Genomic DNA, 16,336 nt, shown 5'->3' with positions numbered 1-16,336 from the left:
CTAAAATGACATGTGATCGTTATGCTGGACTATTTCCGCGCAATCGATCTAATAAAACGGCTGCTACAATAACTCCACCTTTTACAACTAACTGCCAATAATAGTTGACATCCATTAGAGTTAACCCATTACTGATTACCCCCATAATTAAAACCCCAATAATTGTTCCTATTATTTTCCCTTTTCCACCTGTTAAACTTGTTCCTCCTAGAATAACAGCAGCAATTGCGTCTAATTCATACATTTGACCAGCAGTTGGCTGTCCAGAAAACAACCTTCCCGCTAAAACGACTCCTCCTAAACCAGCTAGTAAACCACTAATCGAATACACATTGATTAAAGACTTTTCAACCTTAATTCCAGTTAACCGAGCTGCCTCTTCATTGCCACCAATCGCATAAATATGACGACCAAACATCGTATATTTAAGAACAAAAAACATCACAACATATACTAAAGACATGATATAAATAGGAGTGGGGATTCCAAAAATACTTCCACCACCGATGAATTTAAATGTTTCGTTTTGTAAAACAATTGGATAACCACCACTAATGACATAAGCGAGTCCACGAACATATGTGAAGCTGCCTAGTGTAACAATAAATGCTGGTAACTTTGCTTTGGCTGTGAGAAATCCATTAATCAGTCCTACTGCATACCCTACTAGTACGCCTGATAACATCGCAATAATAGGATTAACTCCTGCAGAAGAGACCATGACTGAGATAACGCCAGATAGAGCAACTGTTGCACCAACTGATAAATCAATACCACCAGTTAAAATAACAATTGTCATCCCAGCAGCTAAAATAGCAATAATAGAAACTTGTTTTAATACATTCAATAAATTGGCTGTATCTAAAAAATTTGGTGCTGTAAATGAAAGTACTACACACAATAATAATAAAATCATGATCATGCCAAGCCTATTCCATAAAGAATAAAGGACATTTCCTATATTTAGGCGTTGTGAATGTGTAATAGTTTGCGTATTCCCTCTCATTTCTCTCTCCCCCCTTTGGTAGCTAAACGCATAATTGTTTCCTGTGTAGCTTCTTCCTTCGAAAGCTCGCCTGTTAACCTTCCTTCACTCATGACAAGTATTCGATCACTTACCCCCAATACTTCAGGAAGTTCAGATGATATCATTAAAACGGCCAATCCTTCATCTGCAAGCTTTGAAACAATCTTGTGGATTTCAGTCTTGGCACCTATATCAACCCCTCGTGTTGGCTCATCAAGTAGTAATACCTTTGGTGCAATTGATAGCCACCTAGCGATCACTACCTTTTGTTGATTCCCACCACTTAAGTTTGATACTTGCTGTTCTGGGGAAGCTATTTTTATATTTAAGTCTTCAATATATTGGTTAGCGCTTTCATTTGCTTGCTTCCAACTAACAATTCCTGCTTTAGCGTGTTTTTTCAATTCAGCCATTATGATGTTCTCTTTTACGGACATTGATAAAAATAATCCTTGTTCTTTCCTGCTTTCAGGTACATGTGCAATCCTATTAGCAATAGCATCTATTGAGGATTTGATTCTAACAGATTGACCATCAACCAATATTTCGCCACTTTTCAACTCGGACAAACCGAAAATAGCCCTAACCAATTCTGTTCTACCAGCTCCAACAAGCCCCGCTAAACCAACAATTTCACCTGGGTAAATTTTTAAAGATACATTCTTTACAATCGTGTTATCAGAAACATTTTTCAATTCAAGTACAGGTGAAACTTCCTTTGGATTTTTTGTACCAAAAGCTTTTGACCGATTAAACAAGTCCTTTAAATCCCGTCCTACCATTAGCTTTACGAGATGATCAGGATTTGTCTCTTCAATCGGCCCACTTGCAATCCATTCGCCGTCACGTAATACAGTGAACCTATTAGAAATTTTAAAGATTTCTTCCATTCTGTGAGAGATATATACAATAGCAACTCCCTGCTTTTTCAAATCATCAATAATTTCAAACAGCTTTTTTATTTCTTTATCTGTTAAAGAGGCGGTTGGTTCATCCATTATGAGTACCTCTGCATTAAAGGATAATGCTCGAGCGATCTCGACCATTTGTTGTTGAGCAACACTTAAGGTCGAAACCAATTGGCGTGGATTTAGATTCGACCCCATTGAATCTAACACCTCTTGGGCACGCTCATGGACCTGATCCCATTTCACCATTCCTAAACCATTTCTAGGAAAGGTCGAACCCATTAAGATATTTTCACTTATTGTTAAATTAGGAGAAAGGTTTAACTCCTGATGAATAACACTAATTCCTTTGTTCCTTGCATCAGTAGGGTCCTTCCATAAAATTGGTTGACCTTTTAAGTAGATTTTCCCACCATTGTCATCAGGTGTATGAATGCCTGCGAGGATTTTCATGAAAGTTGACTTTCCAGCGCCATTCTCTCCCATTAATGCATGTACTTCACCTGGATAAAGTTCAATTCTCACATTGTTCAATACGGTTACACTTGAGAATGTTTTACCAATACCTTTCATATTTAACACTGGCTTTTTTAGACTTTGTTGGCCTTTAAGGGACATTTCATTGACAGCCATACCTTTATCTCACCCCTTATATTGATTTGAATAGGCTGATTAAAGGAGGAATCCTTATCAGCCTATTTATTGAAAGATTCTTACCAACCTTTGTAAGAATCTAATGTATCTTGAGTTACAATCTCAACTGGAACTTTAATAAGCTCCTCAACTTCTTCACCATTTTTCACTTTCATTCCGATTTCAACAGCTTTTTTGATCATGTTACTAGGTGACTGAGCTGAAGTTGCAGCAATTGTACTTCCTTCCTTTGCCATTGCTTCTGTGGCTTCAGGAGCACCGTCTACTCCGACAATGAAAAATTCATCTTTACGATTCGCTTGCTCTTGAGCAATTTCAACACCAATTGCTTCTGGATCATTAATCGCAAATACAGCGTCAATAGAGCCTGATGAATTAGCTTGTAAAATGCTTTCCATCACCGTTAATGCCTTTTCGCGATTCCCTTCTCCATTTTGCTTCGCAATTACTTTAATTTCGGAATCCTTTATTGCATCTTCAAATCCTTGAATACGATCAGATACAGCCGAAACAGGAGGTCCATCAATAATAACTATTTTTCCTTTTCCACCTAATTGTTCAATCACATATTCTCCGGCTAGTTTACCAGCTTGATAGTTGTCTGAAGTAACAGTGGCATCGACACCACCTTCAGCATTAGTATCTACAGCAACTACAGGAATATCAGCAGCTTTGGCCTGTTGAACAGCTGCCGCAATTCCTTTTGTATCAACAGCATTTAAAAGAATAATATCTACCTTTTTCGTAATAAAGTTTTCAATTTGAGCTGCTTGTTTTGCTAAATCATATTCAGCGCTTTCAACTAGAACTTCAGCACCTAATTCTTTTCCTGCTTCTTCAGCACCTTTACCCATGGAGACAAAGAAAGGGTTTGCTAAACTACCCACCGCTACACCAATCGTTAATTGTTTGTTAACTTCTTGTCCTTCGTTACCGTCTGTTGATCCATTTGATGATTCACTAGCCCCACTACATGCCGTCATCGCGGCAATTACGAACGCCAAAACTAGTACCCCTAGTATTTTTACATATTTCACCATATTAATCCCCCTAGTTTTTGAAGATGAAAATAATTAGCTACAGAACGAGAAATTGTTACCGCTCTCAATCTCTTAAACTAGATCACCTCCTTAAATGAATATTTTGGTTGAAACAATGGAAATATGGTTGATTTTGATAGTTTTTACATTGACATCTTAATTGATTGATAACGCTTTCATCTTTTTTATAACAATATAATTACCATTTACCCATTAGAATTATACTTGAATGAATTTGGTTGTTTTTGATTGATTTTGATTATATTAAAACTGTTTATAATTGTCAACAGTGCCAATTATTCCAAAAAATATATTAATAACATAAAATATTAAACTTCCAAATGGAATGTTTAATACATGGAGCAGATTTTACCTCATTGTTAATTGCCCACATTACAATAAATCAAGCATTCTTTATTATATTGATACAACAAAGGGGAAAATTCCCAAAAAATTAATTTCAGAATCTCCTTCAAAAAAAAGCTGGTATTTTAAATGTCTGAATCAGACAGTTTAAATACCAGCTTTCCTTCAACGATACAAATTTAGTTTTTAGTCCCTCACAATAATTATCTCCGTTTTCTCCTTATATTTTCCTAACGTTATTGTACTTTCTTCATTCGTAATAACTTTTGTCTGGTTTAAATCTGCAAACTTAGAAAATGATACTTCTCCAAATTTTGTATGATCTGCTAATACAAAGGCCTCACGTGACAAAAAAATGGCTCTTTCTTTTATTTGCGCCTCTTCTGGATCTGGGGTAGTCAATCCAAAATTATAATGAATAGCGTTCGCACCCATGAAACACTTATCAAATCTGTATTTTTTTATACTTTCGTATGCATAACGTCCAACTGTTGCTTTGGTAATCTTTTTAACAAATCCACCAATAAAATATGTACATATATCATTTTCAAGTAATGCATCTAAATGATCAATTCCGTTTGTAATGACAACGATATCTTTTTGTCTTAAATGTTTGATCATCTGATACGTTGTTGTTCCAGCATCAAGATAAACACAGTCGCCGTCCAAAATTAGTTCTGTCGCATATTTTGCTATCTTAGCTTTTTCCTCAAGGTTCTGCGTTATTTTCTCAAACACACTTGGTTCGTCTCGTTTACTATGTAAAAGTGAAGCTCCACCATGTACACGTTTTAAGTAGTTCTGCTTTTCTAATTGATCTAGATCACGACGCAAAGTAGATTCTGAAGTATTTGTTAATTCTACTAGCTCATGAATCTTAACATTCTCCTTTTCTTTTAATAGCTTTAAAATTAATTGATGCCGTTCCGTAATAAGCATGATATCTCCTCCTCGTATTACACTTCTATTTAAGGTTCTTCGTGTATTCTAGTTTAATTAATTTTAGTATATATAATTTTGCAGTGACATGTGAGAACTATTAGGGGTACCCCCATAAGAAAAAGGAGCTGTTGATCAACTCCTGGTAATGAAGTAACGCACCTGTTTGTTGAATAAACAATTTAAAATCCATTACCCTGGAATATTATTCTCATTAATTCAACAGCCATAAAGTAAACTAAACCAACAAATATACTAAGACCTAAAGCTAATTTTCTCCAAAGTCCTTTCTCACTGAGAAAAGAGAAAGAGAATGATAAAATGATTCCACATATCATCAATACACGAAAAGTTGTTACTCCAGGGTCAATTACTTGTGTTATAGTTCCAGCAAAGAAACAAATAACCAAGATAATTAAAGCAAACGAAATAACCCCTAAATATTTTTTCATGATTAACCACCCTTCTCCTCTAATTAATTTTACCAAACCTAGGTAAATATGTATTTTTTATTATCGGATTATCTTCCCCCTTTAATTGCATAAAAAAGCCGTTCTAGTCGGAACGGCCATACCTTTGATCTTTTATGTAATAACGGTCATTATGGTCATCGGAGCGTTTTCCGTCGATGGAGTGGTTACTAGAACATGGCCGACCCTTGATCTCATGCTTGAAATCACCGGTTTGATCTTTGAACGGTTTGAGTCTTTGTTGCTCGTGATATGGATGATGCAAATGTTTTCCAGCTTTACGATAGCCTAATATGCAACTGTTTTAGGGCTGGCTCAATTCTTCAAAGAACATTCATCCATTTATGTATGGATTGCCTCCAGTTATTTACACCATTTCCATGATTACAAAAAATATCAATGACCAATTTAAATTTGGGGATATGATTGGTAATTCCGCGCTTTACTTAGTTGGTTTACTTCTCTCTTCTCATTGTCTCGAGATGGAGGGGTAAAAAGGCATGAAACAAAATCCAAGATGAATGCTAAATTTAATACCACGATCAATGGAAGATTTAAGAGGGCTCATCATAGCGGAACGTTCAGGCCCCATGAATATATCCCTGTGCTGATCGCCCCAAAAGAAGGTATGGGAAACAAAATATGATGGTGTAACACCCAGTTTCTTCATTTCATCCAATTGATCCAATCTAGCCATTTGAGCATGCTCAATACGATGACGGGCATCCTTACGCGGATACTTCTCCTGGGCAGTACGGAAGGCGTAAAGAATATCATCAATTGCTGCGTCTCCGTTACCATGAATCGCAATTTGGTATCCAGCCTTATGCAATTCCACTACTCGCTTCGTTAATTCCTCACGACTTGTCGCCGGATATCCCCGATAATTTAGATCATCTCCAGGCGGCACGTGGTACGGTTTTCTTAAATAGCCGGTGTACCCCTGAATGGATCCATCATGAGACAGCTTCACAGGGCCCAGCTTCAACATATTACTACCGAAACCTGTTACAATACCGCCTAATTCACCAGGGGTTATAACGCCACCAAACCCGGCACCCATGGCTGTAACCCTTAACGGCAGCAAACCTTGCTTCTGATATCTTTGTAAATCAATAAGACCCTGTTTATTTGCCCCAGCTATAATCGAGGTCGTTACACCTTTTGAGATATAATCCTGGACAGCTTTTTTAAACGCTGCAAGATTTTCCTCTTCTGTAACAACAGAAATATGCTTACTTACAAGACCTTTAGCAGATTCCTCTAATACCCCAGTCGGTTCTCCTGTCTTAGGGTCTCTTACGATTACCCCACCAGGTGGATCAGGAGTTTCTTTTGTAATTCCTGCCAATTTAAGTGCAACACTATTAGCTACTGCTAAATGTCCGGAAGTATGTCCGATATAGATTGGTGCTCAGTTGAAACCTTATCCAGATCTTCACGTGTCGGGTGACTTCCTTCCGCTAAGAGTGTCTGACCGTTGCTCAATAATTGTCACTTTACAATATAACATTTAATTAGTATTTTACGAATTGTTTAACTGGAACAACTCCCGGCTTAAGACCATTATGTGATTATAAAATGTCCAACAGAAAAATATTGATATTTTCACACAACGTTCAAATATTAATGAAAACGCTTTCAATTATTGGTGTATACTATATATTATACTCCCTATTGTTGCATTTTTTACTAATCATCATAAATAAATGATTTCTAGCATAAAAGTAACTTTTGTAAAGCCAAATAGGAAGGAGATGATCAGATGATATTAAAATCATTAAAAAAAAATGGGATAATGACAATCACCTATTTTAAAGATGGGCTATTAGAAACATGTAAAGGCAATATGTATAAACTTAACCTAAATGAACAAACCCTGTTCATAAAGGATAATAATCAAAAGATCTTCTCCATTCGTTTATCTCACATCAAGGAAATACATTAACTTAGCTAGAAACGGCCTTAGAGGAAAATCGAGGTTTTCAAGAAAATCATCTTTATATTGATGCTTATAGAGCTAGATAAGCGTCAATCTCCTCCGATATGGACCTTCCCATCTAACCAGATGGGGAAACATCCATACATACTAATTCTAGGGTATGTTGGTTTCAACTCTACAATGTCACTGAGGCAGGAATCTATTTTTTCGCTTTAACTTCATCTCCTCCCCCATTTCAGCAAATTCCATTTGCTGAAGCGAATTTTTTAATTCCATCTTTATAAACCAATCCTACCGTACATAAAAAGAACGATAGGATATTTAACCGCCCTTCACTTTCCCGAAAGGTTTTCAACAATTTTCATATAAGCTTCCGTTAGGGTACAAATATGACTTGTAAAAACCCATAGAAACTCAATTTACATTTCATCTATGAACTATTGCTACTCCAAATAATTCAATCTTACTTTAAACCGACCTCTTATAATGTGTATTATTTAAACTCCAATTCAATATAGATTTTCATGACAAAAATAAGATACTTATACTGTCCGTGCAAAAGATGATTGGTAAGAGTTAATACAGGCATAACGTATGCTAAGTGAGGGTGAAGTTTAGCTAAGTCCACACTAAGATTAATCGAAATTGCATAGAACTTCGAATTTGTCAGTATCCAAGAGTATAACTCATAGTGAATGATGACAGTTAAGGAATTTGAAACATCTACTAGAGTTTCAACTGATACTATATATCGGGAATTCAAGAAAGAGCAAACCTAGTAAAGGTCTGCTCTTGATGTTTTGTTAATCTTTCACATCCATTCAATAAGGATTAGGCATCAAAATGACAATCAGCTTAAGCAGTAGATGCAGGTGGCTTATTGTCTCTTCTTGCATCAATAAGTATAATATTATCGGCTTCCTTTAATCCTAGCTCCCTTAATACTTAACTTTAGTCCGTTGCTAGTCAGAGAAGTACAGGATCACTTTTATCGATTTTTTCGTTTCATTCGCTTTTTCATAGATGCCGAATTGGTTATCCGGTAAATTATTTTAATCAAAAACGATTGATTAAAATATAAAGAAACTCGTCAAAGATTATATGATTTTCTGTTTGTGCTTGAAATAAATTAGTGTTTCTAGGAAGCTCTGTAATGACCAAGGGTTTTTGCTCGTATTTCCAAATGAAATCCTTGATAATGTAAGCGCTTTCCTTTATGATGATAATAATAGGTTGGATGGCATGCGTGGCCGTCATAGTATCTGGCGTAGGTGGGGCCAATACCCGGAACAGTACATAGAAGAAATCCCCTATTTTATGCAACAGCTAGCTTCTTCCGAATAGGAAACAGTGATTCATCAATCATGTTATTCAAATACAAAAAAACTCTGTATTCGGTCAAATTCAGGGTTTCCCTAGCTTGAAAGCTCCCCTTAAGATCCCTTATGTTTTATTACAAATATGTATGCTAGTTTTATTGGTAGAATGAGGAGGTGCTTTATGGAGAACAAAAAAAGTTCCCTTTACGATGAATTACCGTTAGAATTATTGGCAGGATTTTATTATGAAATAAATAAGAACATTGAAAAAGGAATCTTGTCTGGTGCTATGTATCATGAAATTAGATTAATGGAACAAACAGCATTAAAAAGGGGTATCTCACTTGAATACCTACATGACAAGGGTGCTTGTATAATTGAAGCCGAGAAACTACTAAGAGAAACAACCCTGCAACCCTAAATAGTAGAATAAGAAGTCCATGATGTTTTCTAGTCTACCCTAGGTGAGGCCAATACCTGGAACAGTATAGGAATAAATCCCCTTTTATTAACCCTCTTTGCTACCAAAGGGTTGTTTTGGTGCTAACCTACAGTTTTTTTACTTACGTGGAAACAAGAAGGTCAGAACAAGTAGAAATAACCCTGTACCAGCTTCTTTACGGCGTTTTTATGATATCGTTCAAAATAAATAATGTCCCTTTTTGCTTCCCCCTATTTTCTACTAATCCTCCTCATTATGGCCCCCTATGGCCATCAACGATAAATTGATAACACCGAGTTCTTCTAATAAAAATCAAGAAAAAATCACTCATATTATGGTGCTTTTTCTGTAGCTAAAAGGAGGTGGCATTCACCAAAAGAGATCATCGCCTTAAAAATTCCTAGTCTTTTTAATCTGTCCTTTAAAAGGCCTACACTTTATAAAAGAAATGCTATTTTTAAATCATCAGCAAGAAATCCCCCGTGCAATTGGAACTTATATAATGAAGGAAAACTTCTTGTATATCGTTAAGTATTCCCAATCCTATAAATTATCAAAAGTATTTTCAATGGCTGATTCCAATTCTTCTTTTCCTTCTCCTATATAACGTTTGGTCATGTTCAAATCTTTATGCCCCATCAATTTTGAAACGGTTTGAAGGTCTATCCCCTTATCGATTAATGTTTGGCAAAACGTATTCCGCAACTTATGGGGAGTCGTATTATATTTAGTCAGCATATATTGCACGGACCTTGGCGTTATGCGCTGATTCACACTGGATATGAAGATGGCTTCCGTTTCCATATTTAAAAATCCCTTGTATGCCATGATCTTTTCACTAGCAGTCATGGAGAGTGGAATCTTCCTGTCTATATCACCTTTTGAATCCCGGATGAGGATATATTGCCTTTCTTCCTCTTTTTGAATGTCACTATGGTTCAAATCACAAAGTTCGGACACCCGGATACCCGTATGAATCATTGTGTAGACAATAGCAATATTCCTGAAATGCCCAGAGGCCTCGATTTCTTTTAGGAGAGCAGCTTGCTCAAGCATGTTCAGGGCTTTTGGCGGATCTTCTTTCTTTTCCTTTGCTTTACGATCGATGTTGAGGACGATTTCGGGTTTATCAAGGAACCTGGAAAACATGGTAATGGCTGAATAATGTTTTTCAATCGTTCCTCCACTCTTATTTGACTGTTCCATATCATCTAAATAGGTTTGGACGTGGGTTTTTTCAATCTCTTCCGCCTCATCTTTAAACCATTGAAGAAGCTGGGAGATGACTCCCACATAGGTTTTAATCGTACCATCGGATTTATTCTGACCCATTAACCATTTCGCAAAAGAATGAAGAATTTGTTTATTGTCCAGGATTTCTTCTTTACTGGTCATTCGAGAAGCCCCCTACCAAAATCATGCTATTAATAAGCCTTTCCAACGAATTGTGGAATTTATACAAAAAAACCTTAGGATAATCCTAAGGTTTAGAATGCGTAGATAGGATTAGAACCTGTTTATACGGGTTTATGAATCCTAATTGATGTGATAAATATTGCTTGGCGGCGTCCTACTCTCACAGGGGGAAACCCCCAACTACCATCGGCGCTGAAGAGCTTAACTGCCGTGTTCGGAATGGGAACGGGTGTGACCTCTTCGCTATCGCCACCAAACATAAAAGGAACGTTGTTCCTTCAAAACTAGATAATAAGAAGGTATTTCATTTTTTTAAAGCGTTGGTTAAGTCCTCGATCTATTAGTATCAGTCAGCTCCACATGTCGCCACGCTTCCACCTCTGACCTATCAACCTGATCATCTTTCAGGGATCTTACTAGCTTGCGCCATGGGAAATCTCATCTTGAGGGGGGCTTCATGCTTAGATGCTTTCAGCACTTATCCCGTCCGCACGTAGCTACCCAGCTATGCCTTTGGCAAGACAACTGGTACACCAGCGGTGCGTCCATCCCGGTCCTCTCGTACTAAGGACAGCTCCTCTCAAATTTCCTGCGCCCGCGACGGATAGGGACCGAACTGTCTCACGACGTTCTGAACCCAGCTCGCGTACCGCTTTAATGGGCGAACAGCCCAACCCTTGGGACCGACTACAGCCCCAGGATGCGATGAGCCGACATCGAGGTGCCAAACCTCCCCGTCGATGTGGACTCTTGGGGGAGATAAGCCTGTTATCCCCGGGGTAGCTTTTATCCGTTGAGCGATGGCCCTTCCATGCGGAACCACCGGATCACTAAGCCCGACTTTCGTCCCTGCTCGACTTGTAGGTCTCGCAGTCAAGCTCCCTTGTGCCTTTACACTCTACGAATGATTTCCAACCATTCTGAGGGAACCTTTGGGCGCCTCCGTTACTCTTTAGGAGGCGACCGCCCCAGTCAAACTGCCCACCTGACACTGTCTCCCACCCCGATAAGGGGCGCGGGTTAGAATTTCAATACAGCCAGGGTAGTATCCCACCAACGCCTCCACCGAAGCTAGCGCTCCGGCTTCTCAGGCTCCTACCTATCCTGTACAAGCTGTACCAAAATTCAATATCAGGCTGCAGTAAAGCTCCACGGGGTCTTTCCGTCCTGTCGCGGGTAACCTGCATCTTCACAGGTACTATAATTTCACCGAGTCTCTCGTTGAGACAGTGCCCAGATCGTTACACCTTTCGTGCGGGTCGGAACTTACCCGACAAGGAATTTCGCTACCTTAGGACCGTTATAGTTACGGCCGCCGTTTACTGGGGCTTCGGTTCAAAGCTTCGCTTGCGCTAACCTCTCCCCTTAACCTTCCAGCACCGGGCAGGTGTCAGCCCCTATACTTCGCCTTGCGGCTTCGCAGAGACCTGTGTTTTTGCTAAACAGTCGCCTGGGCCTATTCACTGCGGCTTTTCTGGGCTATTCACCCTAAAAAGCACCCCTTCTCCCGAAGTTACGGGGTCATTTTGCCGAGTTCCTTAACGAGAGTTCTCTCGCACACCTTAGGATTCTCTCCTCGCCTACCTGTGTCGGTTTGCGGTACGGGCACCTTACATCTCACTAGAGGCTTTTCTTGGCAGCGTGGAATCAGGAACTTCGGTACTATATTTCCCTCGCCATCACAGCTCCGCCTTAATGGAAACGGGATTTGCCTCGTTTCCGGCCTAACTGCTTGGACGCGCATATCCAACAGCGCGCTTACCCTATCCTTCTGCGTCCCCCCATCGTTCAAACGATGTATAGGTGGTACAGGAATATCAACCTGTTGTCCATCGCCTACGCCTTTCGGCCTCGGCTTAGGTCCCGACTAACCCTGAGCGGACGAGCCTTCCTCAGGAAACCTTAGGCATTCGGTGGAAGGGATTCTCACCCTTCTTTCGCTACTCATACCGGCATTCTCACTTCTAAGCGCTCCACCAGTCCTTCCGGTCTGACTTCAACGCCCTTAGAACGCTCTCCTACCATCGACACCATACGGTGTCAATCCACAGCTTCGGTGATACGTTTAGCCCCGGTACATTTTCGGCGCGGAGTCACTCGACCAGTGAGCTATTACGCACTCTTTAAATGGTGGCTGCTTCTGAGCCAACATCCTGGTTGTCTAAGCAACTCCACATCCTTTTCCACTTAACGTATACTTTGGGACCTTAGCTGGTGGTCTGGGCTGTTTCCCTTTCGACTACGGATCTTATCACTCGCAGTCTGACTCCCAAGAATAAGTATTTGGCATTCGGAGTTTGACTGAATTCGGTAACCCGTTGGGGGCCCCTAGTCCAATCAGTGCTCTACCTCCAATACTCTCATCTTGAGGCTAGCCCTAAAGCTATTTCGGAGAGAACCAGCTATCTCCAGGTTCGATTGGAATTTCTCCGCTACCCACACCTCATCCCCGCACTTTTCAACGTGCGTGGGTTCGGGCCTCCATTCAGTGTTACCTGAACTTCACCCTGGACATGGGTAGATCACCTGGTTTCGGGTCTACGACCTCATACTCATTCGCCCTATTCAGACTCGCTTTCGCTGCGGCTCCGTCTTATCAACTTAACCTCGCATGAAATCGTAACTCGCCGGTTCATTCTACAAAAGGCACGCCATTACCCATTAACGGGCTTTGACTACTTGTAGGCACACGGTTTCAGGATCTATTTCACTCCCCTTCCGGGGTGCTTTTCACCTTTCCCTCACGGTACTGGTTCACTATCGGTCACTAGGGAGTATTTAGCCTTGGGAGATGGTCCTCCCTGCTTCCGACGGGATTTCTCGTGTCCCGCCGTACTCAGGATCCACTCAGGAGGGAACGAAGTTTCAACTACAGGGTTTTTACCTTCTTTGACGGACCTTTCCAGATCACTTCATTTACCCCGTTCCTTTGTAACTCCATGTTGAGTGTCCTACAACCCCAAGAGGCAAGCCTCTTGGTTTGGGCTAATTCCGTTTCGCTCGCCGCTACTCAGGAAATCGCATTTGCTTTCTCTTCCTCCGGGTACTTAGATGTTTCAGTTCCCCGGGTCTGCCTTCAGTACCCTATGTATTCAGGTAAAGATACTGTTCCATTACGAACAGTGGGTTTCCCCATTCGGAAATCTCCGGATCAAAGCTTACTTACAGCTCCCCGAAGCATATCGGTGTTAGTCCCGTCCTTCATCGGCTCCTAGTGCCAAGGCATCCACCGTGCGCCCTTTCTAACTTAACCGTTAAAAAAGATCTTACAGATGCTTTGAAAAAAATTAATTGCCTTCTATCTATTATCTAGTTTTCAAGGAACAAAGCAGAAAGAATCCATCACATCGTGATGCTTGTCTTTCCTATTTGAATGAATTACTCATTCAAAACTGAACAAAACAAAAGCGCTCTCGTAATTATCCTTAGAAAGGAGGTGATCCAGCCGCACCTTCCGATACGGCTACCTTGTTACGACTTCACCCCAATCATCTGTCCCACCTTAGGCGGCTGGCTCCATAAAGGTTACCTCACCGACTTCGGGTGTTACAAACTCTCGTGGTGTGACGGGCGGTGTGTACAAGGCCCGGGAACGTATTCACCGCGGCATGCTGATCCGCGATTACTAGCGATTCCGGCTTCATGTAGGCGAGTTGCAGCCTACAATCCGAACTGAGAATGGCTTTATGGGATTCGCTTACCTTCGCAGGTTTGCAGCCCTTTGTACCATCCATTGTAGCACGTGTGTAGCCCAGGTCATAAGGGGCATGATGATTTGACGTCATCCCCACCTTCCTCCGGTTTGTCACCGGCAGTCACCTTAGAGTGCCCAACTGAATGCTGGCAACTAAGATCAAGGGTTGCGCTCGTTGCGGGACTTAACCCAACATCTCACGACACGAGCTGACGACAACCATGCACCACCTGTCACTCTGTCCCCCGAAGGGGAAAGCCCTATCTCTAGGGTTGTCAGAGGATGTCAAGACCTGGTAAGGTTCTTCGCGTTGCTTCGAATTAAACCACATGCTCCACCGCTTGTGCGGGCCCCCGTCAATTCCTTTGAGTTTCAGCCTTGCGGCCGTACTCCCCAGGCGGAGTGCTTAATGCGTTAGCTGCAGCACTAAAGGGCGGAAACCCTCTAACACTTAGCACTCATCGTTTACGGCGTGGACTACCAGGGTATCTAATCCTGTTTGCTCCCCACGCTTTCGCGCCTCAGTGTCAGTTACAGACCAGAAAGTCGCCTTCGCCACTGGTGTTCCTCCAAATCTCTACGCATTTCACCGCTACACTTGGAATTCCACTTTCCTCTTCTGCACTCAAGTTCCCCAGTTTCCAATGACCCTCCACGGTTGAGCCGTGGGCTTTCACATCAGACTTAAGGAACCACCTGCGCGCGCTTTACGCCCAATAATTCCGGACAACGCTTGCCACCTACGTATTACCGCGGCTGCTGGCACGTAGTTAGCCGTGGCTTTCTGGTTAGGTACCGTCAAGGTACCAGCAGTTACTCTGGTACTTGTTCTTCCCTAACAACAGAACTTTACGACCCGAAGGCCTTCTTCGTTCACGCGGCGTTGCTCCGTCAGACTTTCGTCCATTGCGGAAGATTCCCTACTGCTGCCTCCCGTAGGAGTCTGGGCCGTGTCTCAGTCCCAGTGTGGCCGATCACCCTCTCAGGTCGGCTACGCATCGTCGCCTTGGTGAGCCATTACCTCACCAACTAGCTAATGCGCCGCGGGCCCATCTATAAGTGACAGCGTAAACCGTCTTTCCATCTTCTCTCATGCGAGAAAAGAACGTATCCGGTATTAGCTCCGGTTTCCCGAAGTTATCCCAGTCTTATAGGCAGGTTGCCCACGTGTTACTCACCCGTCCGCCGCTAATCTCAGGGAGCAAGCTCCCATCGATTCGCTCGACTTGCATGTATTAGGCACGCCGCCAGCGTTCGTCCTGAGCCAGGATCAAACTCTCCGAAGAAATGTTTGACTTGCTCATTTGCTTTTTTGATAGTGTGTGCTCACTAAAAATTTAACGTTGGCGCTTTGTTTTGTTCAGTTTTCAAAGAGCAATTTGTTGTAGGTTTTTTCAACTAATTCATCTTAACATAACGTTGAATAGTTGTCAACTTCTACGAAGTATTTCTTTTGTAAAAATCGCTCATTAATTAGGCGACTTCATTATCATACTGCTATTTTTCTTTAGTGTCAACATTTAATCCGTAAAATAAGAATCTCTAATAACACTTTCCTCTTGAAACCCTCTTGTTAATGAATACAACAAAACCACCGTACGTGTTTCATCATTAAATTAATCAACTGGGATGCACTATACTGAAGATTTTATCAAAACATGCCCTTATACTATTTAATTGGATTATTCTTTTATAAAAAAGATTGATCATTTTAATGTTCCTTAATCAACTAACGCACCCGTTAGTTTAAGTGCATTTCTTCACAATCTTCGCTATATATAATAGAATTATGATAATAAAGAAAGGATGTTTACTATCAAAACTATTGCAAATAACTTCAAAAACATCTTATTAGTTATTTTTTTCGTAGTTTGCGTTGTTAATGTTTTTAGTGATAATGAACAATTTAATATAGCTACTAATGTGGCTGCCATGATTTTTATTAGCATAGTCGGATTAATTAACAGAATATATGCAAAAAAAGAAGTGTAATCGCAAAAATAAAAAGGAGCTGAAAAGCTCCTTAGGCTGTCGAGAAACCCTCGATAACCTCTATTTTTTTCTGTTTGATTCATCCATAGTAGATATTTCATATAAAACTAACCTGCCCCTTTAGCTG

10 protein-coding genes, 3 rRNA genes and 1 pseudogene are annotated in these 16,336 nt (G+C 40.7%); 3 read left to right on the top strand and 11 right to left on the bottom strand.

Annotation, left to right across the window (positions count from 1 at the left end):
- Positions 1-19: 19 nt before the first annotated feature.
- The 5 genes from NYE63_RS11320 to NYE63_RS11300 all read right to left on the bottom strand — a co-directional run bounded on the left by NYE63_RS11320 (position 20) and on the right by NYE63_RS11300 (position 5,386).
- Positions 20-1,006, bottom strand: a complete 987-nt coding sequence (locus NYE63_RS11320; RefSeq protein WP_034304565.1) for an ABC transporter permease — start codon at positions 1,004-1,006, stop codon at positions 20-22.
- Entirely contained in the window at positions 1,003-2,568 is a 1,566-nt protein-coding gene (locus tag NYE63_RS11315; RefSeq protein ID WP_342605193.1) for a sugar ABC transporter ATP-binding protein, read from the bottom strand. Before NYE63_RS11315 ends, NYE63_RS11320 begins: the two co-directional genes overlap by 4 nt.
- Positions 2,569-2,648: 80 nt before the next feature.
- Entirely contained in the window at positions 2,649-3,629 is a 981-nt protein-coding gene (locus tag NYE63_RS11310; protein WP_342605192.1) for an ABC transporter substrate-binding protein, read from the bottom strand.
- 552 nt (positions 3,630-4,181) lie between these two features.
- Positions 4,182-4,934 (bottom strand): DeoR/GlpR family DNA-binding transcription regulator, encoded by a 753-nt coding sequence (locus NYE63_RS11305; RefSeq protein WP_342605191.1) that lies wholly within the window; start codon positions 4,932-4,934, stop codon positions 4,182-4,184.
- Between the two features lie 182 nt (positions 4,935-5,116).
- Positions 5,117-5,386 (bottom strand): hypothetical protein, encoded by a 270-nt coding sequence (locus NYE63_RS11300; protein ID WP_342605190.1) that lies wholly within the window; start codon positions 5,384-5,386, stop codon positions 5,117-5,119.
- Positions 5,387-5,480: 94 nt separating this feature from the next.
- Between NYE63_RS11300 and NYE63_RS11295 the strand changes: the two are divergent.
- Positions 5,481-5,908: pseudogene (locus NYE63_RS11295) on the top strand (GerAB/ArcD/ProY family transporter); the annotation flags it as partial.
- Here NYE63_RS11295 and NYE63_RS11290 read toward each other — a convergent pair.
- Positions 5,874-6,806 carry an amidohydrolase family protein gene (locus NYE63_RS11290; RefSeq protein ID WP_342605733.1) on the bottom strand — a complete coding sequence of 311 codons (933 nt, stop codon included), beginning with the start codon at positions 6,804-6,806 and terminating at the stop codon, positions 5,874-5,876. The pseudogene NYE63_RS11295 and the gene NYE63_RS11290 sit on opposite strands and share 35 nt — an antisense overlap.
- Before the next feature lie 363 nt (positions 6,807-7,169).
- On the opposite strand from NYE63_RS11290, the gene NYE63_RS11285 reads away from it, so the two are divergent.
- The gene (locus NYE63_RS11285; protein ID WP_342605189.1) at positions 7,170-7,352 is read left to right on the top strand and encodes a YolD-like family protein; all 183 of its coding nucleotides are present in this window, start codon (positions 7,170-7,172) and stop codon (positions 7,350-7,352) included.
- Between the two features lie 1,050 nt (positions 7,353-8,402).
- Here NYE63_RS11285 and NYE63_RS11280 read toward each other — a convergent pair.
- Positions 8,403-8,669 carry a hypothetical protein gene (locus tag NYE63_RS11280; RefSeq protein ID WP_342605188.1) on the bottom strand — a complete coding sequence of 89 codons (267 nt, stop codon included), beginning with the start codon at positions 8,667-8,669 and terminating at the stop codon, positions 8,403-8,405.
- 177 nt (positions 8,670-8,846) lie between these two features.
- Between NYE63_RS11280 and NYE63_RS11275 the strand changes: the two genes are divergently transcribed.
- Positions 8,847-9,086 carry a hypothetical protein gene (locus tag NYE63_RS11275; RefSeq protein ID WP_161922965.1) on the top strand — a complete coding sequence of 80 codons (240 nt, stop codon included), beginning with the start codon at positions 8,847-8,849 and terminating at the stop codon, positions 9,084-9,086.
- Positions 9,087-9,650: 564 nt separating this feature from the next.
- On the opposite strand, the gene NYE63_RS11270 is transcribed toward NYE63_RS11275, so the two are convergent.
- The 4 genes from NYE63_RS11270 to NYE63_RS11255 form a co-directional block, all read right to left on the bottom strand.
- Positions 9,651-10,502 (bottom strand): tyrosine-type recombinase/integrase, encoded by an 852-nt coding sequence (locus NYE63_RS11270; RefSeq protein WP_342605187.1) that lies wholly within the window; start codon positions 10,500-10,502, stop codon positions 9,651-9,653.
- A gap of 162 nt (positions 10,503-10,664) precedes the next feature.
- Positions 10,665-10,780 (bottom strand): 5S ribosomal RNA (gene rrf, locus NYE63_RS11265).
- 63 nt (positions 10,781-10,843) lie between these two features.
- Positions 10,844-13,776 (bottom strand): 23S ribosomal RNA (locus tag NYE63_RS11260).
- Positions 13,777-13,952: 176 nt separating this feature from the next.
- Positions 13,953-15,503: ribosomal RNA gene (locus tag NYE63_RS11255) — 16S ribosomal RNA — on the bottom strand.
- The 16S, 23S and 5S rRNA genes sit together here, the layout of an rRNA operon.
- Positions 15,504-16,336 lie beyond the last annotated feature (833 nt).

The organism is Peribacillus sp. FSL E2-0159, from assembly GCF_038643155.1.
Lineage (GTDB): Bacteria > Bacillota > Bacilli > Bacillales > DSM-1321 > Peribacillus > Peribacillus simplex.
Note: the sequence above shows the minus strand (reverse complement) of the source record. Positions and strands in the feature narration are given on the sequence as shown.